Origin of the sequence: Streptomyces sp. NPDC006326 (assembly GCF_040612915.1) — a bacterium.
Taxonomy (GTDB): domain Bacteria; phylum Actinomycetota; class Actinomycetes; order Streptomycetales; family Streptomycetaceae; genus Streptomyces.
On record NZ_JBEXRC010000094.1, the window covers coordinates 1 to 11,266 of the forward strand.

Genomic DNA, 11,266 nt, shown 5'->3' on the forward strand with positions numbered 1-11,266 from the left:
GCGACGGATGACGGCGTTGGACACGGAGGGAACCTTCCGAAGGGGACAGAGGCGGTCGCCGGCATGTCGAGGACATGCGTGAGCCACTCACGCGGTGGAGAGGGGTTCGTCGGGCGGGGGGTGAAGACCCCGGCCGCCCTGGCGACAACACCAGTTAGCCAGGCCCGGACGGGTCTGGCAACGACCCCTCTTACTAGGCACTTTCGCAGCCGGGCTCCTTCGGCCCGGACCCGAGGGGAGTGACGTCCGCGCAGGTGGGGGCCGGTTTCCCCGGGCCTGCGAGGTGCCGGGGAGGCCTACTATCCGCGGTCGGATGTGACGTGGGTCCTGTGGGGCGCGTCACCGCCGGATGCCCGAATTGTCACCTTATGCAGCCATTCGCTACACGAAATGGGGTGTGTGCGCGGCCACAATCAACGCGAACCGAAGGAAACCGGCGCCTCGAACGCCGCTTTCCGCACCGCCCTCCGCAGCGCCTTCAGCAGCGTCCCCCCGAGCGTCGCCGTCAGTACGACGGTCAGGGCGGCCCGGCCCAGGTCCCAGCCCAGTGAGGTCGCCAGGCAGTACGCGAAGAAGCGCGCCAGGTTCGCCGCGACCGGCTCCCCCGGATGGAAGGAGATGCCCTGGCCCATGCCCTGCAAGGTCACCCAGCCCTGCAGGTTCATGATCGTGCCGTACGCGAACGAGCCCGCGAAGCCGTACGCCGCCAGCATCGCCAGCTCCGCCCGGCCCCGGATCCGCTTTGCGCCCGGCAGCAGCCCGGCCCCCAGCGAGAACCAGCCCAGCGCCAGCATCTGGAACGGCATCCACGGCCCGACCCCGCCCGTGAGCAGCGCGGAGGCGAACATGGTGACCGAGCCGAGGACGAAGCCGAAGCCCGGCCCGAGGACCCGGCCGCTCAGCACCATCAGGAAGAACATGGGCTCCAGGCCGGCCGTCCCCGCGCCCAGCGGCCGCAGGGCAGCGCCGACCGCCGCGAGCACCCCCAGCATCGCCACGGCCTTGGCGTCCATCCCCTGGTCGGCGAGGGTGGCGACGACGACGGCGACCAGCAGCGGGAGCAGGGCCGCGAAGAGCCAGGGGGCGTCCTCGGAGTGCGCCAGGCCCGACCCGCTGTCGGCGAGCAGGGGCCAGCCGAACGCCGCGATGCCGATGAGGGTGACCAGGAGCAGCGCGGCGCCGGCCCGGGGGCCGATGCGGACGGGCCTCATCGGGCGGCCTCCACGGCGCGGGCGACCTGCGTCACCGTGAGCCAGGGCGCGGGGGCCAGGATCTTGGCCACCTGGGGGGCGAACGCGGGCGAGGACACCACCACCTCGGCCGTCGGGCCGTCCGCCACGATCTCACCTCCCGCAAGGATGACGACCCGGTGGGCGAGCTCGGCGGCGAGCTCCACGTCGTGGGTGGCGAGGACGATGGCGTGGCCCTCCGCGGCGAGCTCCCGCAGCACCTCGACCAGGCGGGCCTTGGCGGCGTAGTCCAGCCCGCGGGTCGGCTCGTCCAGCAGGAGGAGGGCGGGCCGGCCGGTCAGCACCAGCGCCAGCGCCAGCGCGAGGCGCTGTCCCTCCGAGAGGTCGCGGGGGTGGGTGTCGTCGGGGACACCGGGCAGCAGGGCCGAGACCAGGTCCCGGCAGGTGCCGGGAGCCGCGCCGGCGTCGGCGTCGGCGGCCTCGCACTCCGCGGCCACCGTGTCGGCGTAGAGCAGGTCGCGTGGCTCCTGCGGGACGAGTCCGGCCCGCCGGACCATCTCGCGCGGCGCCGTCCGGTGCGGGGCCCGGCCGCCGACGACGACCGAGCCGGAGGCGGGCTCGGCCATGCCGATGAGGGCGGCGAGCAGGGTGGACTTGCCGGCGCCGTTGCGGCCCATGAGGGCGACGGTCTCGCCGGGGGAGACGGTGAGGTCGATGCCGTGCAGGACCTCCGTGCGGGCACGGCGCACCGACAGGCCCCTCGCCTCGGCCACCGTCGGCGGCGCGGGCCGGGCCGCGGGCGCAGCGGCGGGCGTGCGGCGCAGCCGGGACCAGAGGGCGGGGCGGGGGCCGCCGTTGCGCGGGCTGTCCTGCCCGTCCTGTCCCTTCCCGGAACCGGGCTCCTGCGCCTGGATCGCCGGCGGGGCCGGGTCGGGCGCCGCGACGGCGGCCGGGGCGGGGCTCGGCGCGAGCGGGCCGGGGGTGTTCCCGGACAGGCGGGAGCGCAGGGGGCCGGCCAGACGGCGGGCGTCGCGGATCGACAGCGGGAGCGGGGACCAGCCGGCGAGGCGGCCCAGCGAGACCACCGGCGGGTGCACCGGGGAGAGCGCCATCACCTCCGCGGGCGGGCCCAGCACGGGGGCGGCGCCCCGGCCCGGGAGCAGCAGCACCCGGTCGGCGTACTGGACCACCCGTTCCAGGCGGTGCTCGGCCATCAGCACCGTCGTGCCCAGGTCGTGGACCAGCCGCTGCAGGACCGCCAGGACCTCCTCGGCGGCCGCCGGGTCGAGGGCCGAGGTCGGCTCGTCCAGCACCAGGACGCGCGGGTGCGGGGTCAGGACCGAGCCGATCGCCACCCGCTGCTGCTGCCCCCCGGACAGGGAGGCGATCGGACGGTCGCGCAGCTCGTTCAGCCCCAGCAGGTCCAGGGTCTCCTCGACCCGGCGCCGCATGACCGCCGGGGGCAGGCCGAGGGATTCCATCCCGTACGCCAGCTCGTCCTCGACCACGTCCGTCACGAAATGGGCCGGCGGGTCCTGGCCCACCGTCCCGACGACGTCGGCGAGCTCGCGCGGCGGGTGGGTGCGGGTGTCCCGGCCCGCGACCGTGACGCGCCCGTGCAGCGTGCCGCCCGTGAAATGCGGGACCAGACCGCTGACCGCGCCCAGCAGCGTCGACTTGCCGACCCCCGACGGGCCGACCAGCAAGGTCAGCTCCCCCTCGGGAACGACCAGGTCGACGTTCCGGAGGGCGGGCTCGGCGGCGCCGTCGTAGGTCACCGACACCTGCTCGAAGCGGATCACTGCGACGCCTCCTTGGGCGGTACGGGTGCCACGAAGGCGGGGAGCAGGCCGATCAGGATCGCGGCCGCGGGCCACAGCGGCAGCGTCGGCGCCACGAGCGGGACCACGCCGGGGCGCAGGCCCTCCGGGTCGAAGGCCCCGGCGCAGGCCAGTGAGGCGGCCACGGCGGCGCCCGACCCGGCGACCAGCCAGGCGCGCGGGCCCCAGCGGTCGGGCCGGTACCGCGTACGGATGCTGCGCCGGCCGCCCAGGCGCAGGCCCGCGAGGGCGAGCAGCAGGCCGAGGAGCAGGACGGGCAGCCCGTATCCGGCGCCCTCGGCGGCGAGCAGGCCGTACGTGCCCGCGCACATGCCGAGCAGGCCGCCGAGGGTGAGGACGTTGGTGGTGTGGCGGACGGCGGCCGGGACCTCGGCCGTACGGCCGTAGCCGCGGGCGTCCATCGAGGCGGCCACGGCCACGGAACGCTCCAGGGCGCCTTCGAGCACCGGCAGGGCGATCTGCGCGACGGCCCGGATGCCGCCGGTGGGCCGGCCGCGCAGGCGGCGGGCGGTGCGCAGGCGGGCCACGTCGGCGACCATGTTCGGCGCGAAGGTCATGGCGACGACGACGGCGACCCCGGCCTCGTACAGGGCGGCCGGGAGCGACTTGAGGAGCCGGGCCGGGTTGGCGAGGGCGTTCGCGGCGCCGATGCAGACGAGCAGGGTGGCCAGCTTGGCGCCGTCGTAGAAGGCGAAGACGAGCTGCTCGGCGGTGACCCGGCCGCCGAGGCGGATGCCCTGCGCCCAGGCGGGCAGCGGGACCTCGGGGAGGGTGAGCAGGGTGTGCGCGCCGGGGACGGGCGAGCCGAGGACGGCGGAGAAGAGCAGGCGCAGGGCGATGACGAAGAGGCCGAGCTTGAGGAAGGCGCCGTACGAGCGGGCCCAGGGGGCGGTGGTGCGGCGGGCGGCGACGACGTAGCCGGCCACGCCGACGAGGAGGCCGAGCAGGAGCGGATTGGTGGTGCGGGAGGCGGCGGTGGCCAGCCCGAGCGCCCAGAGCCACCACGCACCCGCGTGCAGGGCGTTGCCGCGTCGGGCCTCGGGAGCCAGGTGCCTGCGGCTGCGCGGGCTCGGCGTCCCGGCCCGGGCCGTTCCGGTGGCCGCCGTGGCCCGCCGAGCGGCGTCGGAGCCCGTCCCACCGGGCCGCCGAGCCGACGGAGCCCGCGCCGCGGCGTCCGCCGGTGCGGCGTCCGTCCCGGCGGGCGGCGCAGCCGCGACTCCTTCGGCGGGGCCGGCGGGGTCGGCCGGCGGGGTCATCGGGTGCGGCGGCGGCGGGACTGCCAGACCGCGGCCGCGGCCAGGGCCGCCACCGCCGCAAGCCCTGCCAGCAGGCCCGCCGACGGGCCGCCGTCCGAGGACTTCGGGGCGGCCGGCTGCGCAGGCTGCGGTGCGGCCTCCGCCATCGGTTCGCCGCAGCCCTGCTTCGGGAAGCCCGAGATCCCGCACAGCAGCGCCGCGCCGTTGTACCGCAGCGGCTTCGCCACCTGCGCCAGCGCCTCGGCCGCCGTGGCGTCCGGGGACAGCTGGGCGCAGGCCGTACGCGGTGCCTCCTGCGGTGGTGCTTCGCCCGCCGGCGCGTCCGCCGCGACACCGAAGTCGACGACCAGCGCCACCCGCTTCCTGCCCTCCACGGCGGGGGTCGACCCGCAGACCGACGCGAAGTCGGCCGCCGCCCGCGGCTGCGCCGCCTCCGCCGCCGCGTCCTTGCTCACCGCGAAGCGGAACCCCTGGACCGAGCCGTCCGCCGGGCGCGCCGACGAGGGGCCCTGGGTGGCGTACTGCCAGCGGCCGCCCGCGCCGTCCCAGAACGACCAGTACCGGTAGCTCGACGCCGAAGCGGGGGACGCGGCGAGAAGGGTGAGGAGGATGCCGACGGCGAGCGCCGGCAGCGTCGGGCGGCCGCGCATCAGAGCTGGTTCTTCTTCCGGCGGCCGCTCAGCAGGACGCCGATGCCCATGCCGGCCGCCGCGCCCGCGCCGACGATCCACCAGACGTTCTGGCTGCCGGAGCCGCCCTCGTCCTTCTTCTTCTCGTCCTTGTTCCCGGCCTGCGCCGTCTGCGGGGCCGGGCCCGTCGCGTTGAGGGCCGACACCAGGTCCGTGCCGCCGAAGGACCGCGGGTCCGAGCCCGTCGCGTGCGCGGCCAGCACCAGCGTGCCGAGGGCCGCGGGGCTGTCCTTGGCCCAGTCCGCCGAGTTCGTCTTCAGCCACTCCAGCGCGCCCGCCGCCGACTGCTTGTGCCCGGCCGCGGCCAGGGCGATCACCGCGTCGGCGGTGTTGCCGGTGTCCGCGGTCGGCTGATCGGCACCCGGGGTGACCGCGGTGAGGTGGCCGTCCTTCTTCAGAGCCTCGGCCAGGTGGCCGGCCGCGCCCTGGGCGGCGGCCACCGGGTCGGCGGCGCCCGCCGGGCAGGTCAGCGGGGTCGCGGGGGTGTCCGTACCGGCCGGGTCGACGACCGCGCCCTTGCCGAGTCCGGCCAGGACGGCCGCGGCCGTCGCGTCGGCGTTCGCGGGCAGCTTCCCGTCGGCCGGCTGGTAGCCGAAGGCGCCCCGGTCGGCGGCCGGCTCGGCGGCGCAGCCCAGCTGGAAGGCCAGCAGGCCGTCGTACGCGGACTTGCCCGCCTTCGACCTGACCTCGGCCGGCTTCTCACCGGCCACGGCCAGCGCGCCGATGACCACCGAGGTGGAGTTGCCCTCGCTCGGGGTGCCGGGGACGAAGGCCCAGCCGCCGTCCTCGTTCTGGACGGACTTCAGCCAGTCCACGGCCTTCTTCACCACGGCGTCGTGACCGCCCAGCGCCTTCAGCGCCTGCACGGCCACCGAGGTGGCGTTGGTGTCGAACACCGTCGTCGCGTCGCACGCCGCGCCCGCATCCGCGCGGAAGGAGGCGAAGCCGCCGTTCGCGCACTGCTGGCCGACGAGCCAGTCGACGGCCTGCGGGGCGGGCTTCACGCCGACCGTGTGCTGGGCGAGCAGCGCGAAGGACTGCCGCCACACGCCGTCGTACGTCGGGTCCTTCTTGCCGAACAGCCCGGACGGCACGACCGGTGCCGGGGAGGCGGACGGGGAGGGCGCGGCGAGGGCTGCGGGAGCGGCGCCCACGCAGAGCACGGCGGAGGCGGCGAGCGCTGCGGCGCTGCGGCGGACGTTCATGGGGGCGGGTGCCTCTCCTGCTGGGGAACAGGAGGCAGGCACGCTCAGGCACCGGGCTCCGGCTCCGTTTACCTCGACGGTGCCGGCCGCCGGGGGCTCCGGCGGCACGAGCCGCGCACCTCCCGCACGGGGCAATCCGGCTCCCCGGTCCCGGCGGCGCGGGCGGGTCACGGTTGCGGGTCAGCGCCGGATTCGCACCGGCTTCCCCCCGTACGGCAGGGTGGACGACGGGTTCACTCTACCGGCCCGTAGCCTGCCTGCCCGGGGCGCCGCCGGTCTGCGCCCCTTACCGGGCCCCGCGCCGCGGCCCGCAGCGGGCCGGAGCTGCACCGTCTCACAGCGCCCGGTACGCCACCGGGTCGCTGCCCGCGACCGCCTCCGCCCGGCCCTGTTTCACCAGCCGCCGCAGATGCGCCTCAGCCTCCGAGACGGCGATGTTGCGGGAGCCGTACGGGATCTGCGCCCAGGGCCGGTTCCACTCCATCCGCTCCGCCAGGGCCCACGGGGTCAGCGGCTCGGCCAGCAGCTCCCACAGCCCCGTCAGCCGCTCCTCGTGGTGGCGCAGCAGCTCGGCGACCCGGGCCGGGGCGTCGGTGAAGGGGTGCTGGTGGGCCGGGAGGACCTCCGCCGGACCGAGGCGGCCGATCCGTTCGAGGGAGTCGAGGTAGTCGCCGAGGGGATCGGTGACCCGGGTGTCCTCCGGATCCTCGTACAGGCCGATGTGGGGGGTGATCCCGGGCAGCAGGTGGTCGCCGGAGAAGAGGCGGCCGTTCCCGGGCAGCTGCGCCGGGTGCTCCTCCTCCAGGTGCAGGCAGACGTGGCCGGGGGTGTGGCCGGGGGTCCAGATCGCGCGGAGCCGGCGGCCGGCGAGGGGGAGCAGCTCGCCGGGGACGATCTCCCGGTCGGGGACGGCGGCCCGCAGTCCCGGCAGCGTCCGCATCCGCCCGGCCGCGCGGGCGGCCCGCAGCGGGGCGATGTGCTCCTCGGGGGCTCCTGCGGCGGCGAGCTTGTCGCCCATGTAGTCGAACCAGGTGCCGGGCTGCGCGGACCGGGTCCGCAGGACGACCTCGGTGTCGGCCGCGTGCATGGCGATCCAGGCGCCGGAGGCCTCCCGGACCCGGCCGGACAGGCCGTGGTGGTCGGGGTGGTGGTGGGTGATGACCACGCCGTGGACGTCGGCGACGGTGGTGCCGAGCGCGGCGAGGCCGGCGACGAGGGTGTCCCAGGACTCGGGGTCGTCCCAGCCGGTGTCGACGAGGACCGGGCCGCGGTCGGTGTCGAGGACGTGGACGAGGGTGTGGCCCAGCGGGTTGTCCGGGATGGGCACCTTGATGCCGTGGACGCCGCCGCCGTGGTCGGTGACCTGCGGCACGGGATGGGGCGTCGCCTGTGATGGGTCCGCTGATGGGTCCGCTGGCATGAGGGGCTCCCTGTCTGCGCATGGCCGCGGGCGTGGGCCGCCCGGCCTCCACTGTAACGAGAACGTGTTGCAGTGGTCGCCCAAGTCGACCACCTCCTCGGCTTCCTGACCAGTCGTTGGATCAGTCGGACGGTTGCGTCCCGGCCGTGGACTCCTGGAAATAGAACTGGTATCAGTTCTGGGACGCCAAGCCGCAGGAGGCAGCAGCCATGACCGAGCTCGTGGAACACGGACACCTGTTCATCGGCGGGGAGTGGACGGATCCGCTGGGCACCGACACCATCCGGATCGTCTCCCCCCACACCGAGCAGGTCATCGGCAGCGTCCCGCACGCCTCGAAGGCGGACGTGGACCGCGCCGTCGCCGTCGCGCGCAAGGCCTTCGACGAGGGCCCCTGGCCGCGGATGTCCCTCGACGAGCGGATCGCCGTCGTCACCCGGATCAAGGACGCCATCGCCGTCCGGCACGAGGAGATCGCCCGCTCGATCAGCTCCCAGAACGGCTCCCCGTACTCCTGGAGCGTCCTCGCGCAGGCCCTCGGCCCGATGATGGTCTACGACGCCGCGATCCAGGTCGCGCGCGCCTACCCGTACGAGGAGCACCGCCAGGGCGTGCTCGGGCCGATCCTGGTGCGGCGGGAGCCGGTGGGCGTGGTCGCGGCCGTCATCCCGTGGAACGTGCCGCAGTTCGTGGCCGCCGCCAAACTGGCACCCGCGCTGCTGACGGGGTCGACCGTGATCCTCAAGCCGTCGCCGGAATCCCCGCTCGACTCGTACATCCTCGCCGACATCGCCCGCGAGGCCGGACTGCCCGAGGGGGTGCTGTCGATCCTGCCCGCCGACCGGGAGGTCAGCGAGTACCTGGTCGGCCACCCGGGCGTCGACAAGGTCGCCTTCACCGGCTCGGTCGCGGCGGGCAGGCGCGTGATGGAGGTCGCGGCGCGCAACCTCACCCGGGTCACGCTGGAACTCGGCGGCAAATCCGCCGCCGTCATCCTGCCCGACGCCGACCTGGAGAGCACGGTCGCCGGGATCGTCCCCGCCGCCTGGATGAACAACGGGCAGGCGTGCGTGGCCCAGACCCGCGTCCTCGCACCGCGCAGCCGGTACGAGGAGGTGGCCGAGGCCCTCGCGGCGGCCGCCGGCGCCCTGGTCGTCGGCGACCCGCTGGACCCGGCGACCCAGCTCGGGCCGCTGGTGGCCCGGCGCCAGCAGCAGCGCTCGCTCGACTACATCCGGATCGGGCAGGAAGAGGGTGCCAAGGTCCTGGCGGGCGGCGGCCGCCCGGCGGGGCTGGAGCGGGGCTGGTACGTGGAGCCCACCCTCTTCGGGGACGTGGACAACTCGATGCGGATCGCCCGCGAGGAGATCTTCGGGCCGGTGGTCTGCCTGATCCCGTACGCGGACGAGGCGGAGGCGGTACGGGTGGCCAACGACTCGGAGTTCGGCCTCAGCGGCAGCGTCTGGACGGGGGACGTCGAACACGGCATCGACTTCGCCCGGCAGGTGCGCACGGGCACCTACAACGTGAACACCTTCAGCCTGGACATGCTGGGGCCCTTCGGCGGCTACAAGAACAGCGGCGTCGGGCGGGAGTTCGGCCCGGAGGGGCTGAGCGAGTACCTGGAGCACAAGATGATCCACCTGCCGGCGGGCCACGGGGCGGGTGCGTGATGGGGGACCGCTGGGTGGTCGAGGTGGACCGCGGGGTCTGCATCGGCTCGGGCATGTGCGTGAACCACGCCCCGCAGGGCTTCGCCCTGGACTCGGCCCGCCAGTCGCACCCCCGCGACCCGGAGACGGACGCCAACGAGCCGGTCCTCGCGGCGGCGGAGGGCTGCCCGGTCGAAGCGATCACGATCACCCTGGCGCAGACGGGGGAGGCGGTGTTCCCGCCGGAGGAGTAGGGGTGGGGGCGGGGCGGGGCGGGGGGGGGGCTTCGGGGGGCGGGAGTCCCGGGGTCGGGGTCGGTAGGCGGGGCGGGGGCGTGGGGGCGGGATGCCCGCACCCGGCATCGGAGAGGGTCCGGGGGCTTCCCGGCAGTCTGTTGTCCTTCCGTGTCGGTCCGGGCCGTCAAGGGCGCTCTCTTCGTTCGCGTCGCTTCGCGATGGCCTTCGGCCACCCTTGACTGCCCGGCCCGCCCCGGAAAGACAAAGACTGCCGGGAAGCCCCCGAGGAATGGCCGGGGGGTCAACGTCCGGAGCGGGCCCGTCAGCGATGCCCGGGCCGTTCCGGCTGCCAGTTCCCCATCCGGGGCCGATAGGCCCCTGTTCCGAGCCACGGCCGGGTCAAGCCGCAGCCGACGCCAATGAGATGGGTATCGGGGCGGATCGGGGCCACCATCGCCTCAAATCGCTACGCGCTCCTCCCGGCATAGCGTCCGCGGCCCGTCTGTGGCCGCTCATATACGCGACAGATCGCTACACAGCCGGTCCCGGCATGGCGTCCGCGGCCCGTCTGGGCTTGGTCAGATGCCTCCAGAGATCCCCAGGAGCTGTGTGGTTGGCGACCGGCGGCTGTCTGGGGCGCGGACGGCGCCACAGGTCGGTAACACGGGGCGTGTCGGTTGGGCGGTCGGCCGGCATCTGGGGTTGATGGGACGAGACGACGGGCCTGGTGGCCTCTCAGGCGGGATAGCCCAGGGCCAGCGCGGCGACGACGGGGGCTGCGTAGATCATCGGGAACGGCACGTGGGCGTAGGAGCGTGCGCGGATCACGGTGATGACGGCACCGGTGAAGTACAAGACCGTGCACACGGCGGCGATCAGGCCGATCACCGGGACGAACAGGCCGACGAGAAGACCGGCCGCTCCCGCGGCCTTGGCCGCACCCAGCCAGTTCCACCAGCCCTGCGGAACCCCGTAGTCGGCCAGCGGCTCCACGACCCACTTCGTACGCAGAAAGACCGACACGGCCGAGAAGCCCACCAAGACGGCGGCGACGATCGTGACGACAGTGGCAGTGGTGGACATCGGATGAGCTCCTCATCAAGCGGTTGCGTCGTGCTCTTCACCGGATTGACCCGCCGCGCCGCGAGAGTGTGACAGCTCCCAGAAGGAAAACTTCCGTCCGCCGCGTTCCGACAGCCCACAGACCGCAACCTGGACCTACGCCACCGCCCCTTCAAGGGCTCATCGAGCCCATGGCGGGCTCTTGAGCAGTCAAATGCCAGGCTTTTAGTCATCCCGCCCCGCCAAGACCGGACCTGTCGACCCACCGATCCCCCAACCATGACAAGCCGGCCGCAGACACACGACTGCCTCCATGCATGCCCGTTGCCGGCCCCGGACGGCCGCCGGACGCCATGCCGGGACCGGCTGTGTAGCGATCTGTCGCGTATGAGCGGCCACAGACGGGCCGCGGACGCTATGCCGGGAGGAGCGCGTAGCGATTTGAGGCGATGGTGGCCCTCGCCGGCCCCCGATGGTCATCTCATTGGCGTCGGCTGCGGCTTGACCCGGCCGGGGCTCGGAAAAGGGGCCTATCGGCCGCGGAGGGGCAACTGGCGGCGGGAAACGGCCCGCCCATCGCCGACGGGCCCGTCCCGGAACGCGTACCCCCCGGCCATCCTTCGGGGGCTTCCCGGCAGTCTGTTGTCTTTCCGGGGCGGGCCGGGCAGTCAAGGGTGGCCGAAGGCCATCGCGAAGCGACGCGAACGAAGAGAGC

General features: G+C 74.6%; 9 protein-coding genes and 1 riboswitch. Of the genes, 2 read left to right on the forward strand and 7 right to left on the reverse strand.

The genetic code is table 11. The features are described from left to right. Positions 1–413: 413 nt before the first annotated feature. From ABZ128_RS35035 to ABZ128_RS35060, 6 genes are all read right to left on the reverse strand, one after another. Entirely contained in the window at positions 414–1,211 is a 798-nt protein-coding gene (locus tag ABZ128_RS35035) for an ECF transporter S component (protein WP_356853888.1), read from the reverse strand. Continuing rightward, entirely contained in the window at positions 1,208–2,992 is a 1,785-nt protein-coding gene (locus ABZ128_RS35040; protein ID WP_356853890.1) for an ATP-binding cassette domain-containing protein, read from the reverse strand. The genes ABZ128_RS35035 and ABZ128_RS35040 overlap by 4 nt, the downstream gene beginning before the upstream one ends. Next, a complete protein-coding gene (locus ABZ128_RS35045; RefSeq protein WP_356853891.1) occupies positions 2,989–4,287 on the reverse strand; it encodes an energy-coupling factor transporter transmembrane protein EcfT in 1,299 nt (432 codons plus the stop codon). Before ABZ128_RS35045 ends, ABZ128_RS35040 begins: the two co-directional genes overlap by 4 nt. Then, positions 4,284–4,937, reverse strand: coding sequence for an SCO2322 family protein (locus ABZ128_RS35050; RefSeq protein ID WP_356853893.1), 654 nt, complete (start codon positions 4,935–4,937; stop codon positions 4,284–4,286). The genes ABZ128_RS35045 and ABZ128_RS35050 overlap by 4 nt, the downstream gene beginning before the upstream one ends. Continuing rightward, a complete protein-coding gene (locus ABZ128_RS35055; protein WP_356853895.1) occupies positions 4,937–6,181 on the reverse strand; it encodes a prenyltransferase/squalene oxidase repeat-containing protein in 1,245 nt (414 codons plus the stop codon). The genes ABZ128_RS35050 and ABZ128_RS35055 overlap by 1 nt, the downstream gene beginning before the upstream one ends. A 129-nt stretch (positions 6,182–6,310) precedes the next feature. Continuing rightward, positions 6,311–6,389, reverse strand: a riboswitch (cobalamin riboswitch). 126 nt (positions 6,390–6,515) lie between these two features. Beyond that, positions 6,516–7,553 carry an MBL fold metallo-hydrolase gene (locus ABZ128_RS35060; RefSeq protein ID WP_356853896.1) on the reverse strand — a complete coding sequence of 346 codons (1,038 nt, stop codon included), beginning with the start codon at positions 7,551–7,553 and terminating at the stop codon, positions 6,516–6,518. 257 nt (positions 7,554–7,810) lie between these two features. Here ABZ128_RS35060 and ABZ128_RS35065 point away from each other — a divergent pair, with 257 nt between their 5' ends. Together ABZ128_RS35065 and ABZ128_RS35070 are read left to right on the forward strand one after the other, a co-directional pair. Further along, positions 7,811–9,274 carry an aldehyde dehydrogenase gene (locus tag ABZ128_RS35065; protein WP_356853898.1) on the forward strand — a complete coding sequence of 488 codons (1,464 nt, stop codon included), beginning with the start codon at positions 7,811–7,813 and terminating at the stop codon, positions 9,272–9,274. Beyond that, entirely contained in the window at positions 9,274–9,507 is a 234-nt protein-coding gene (locus ABZ128_RS35070; protein ID WP_356853901.1) for a ferredoxin, read from the forward strand. Before ABZ128_RS35065 ends, ABZ128_RS35070 begins: the two co-directional genes overlap by 1 nt. 717 nt (positions 9,508–10,224) lie before the next feature. On the opposite strand, the gene ABZ128_RS35075 is transcribed toward ABZ128_RS35070, so the two are convergent. Continuing rightward, on the reverse strand, positions 10,225–10,572 hold the full coding sequence (locus tag ABZ128_RS35075) for a DoxX family protein (RefSeq protein ID WP_356853900.1): 348 nt from the start codon (positions 10,570–10,572) through the stop codon (positions 10,225–10,227). Between the last annotated feature and the right edge of the window lie 694 nt (positions 10,573–11,266).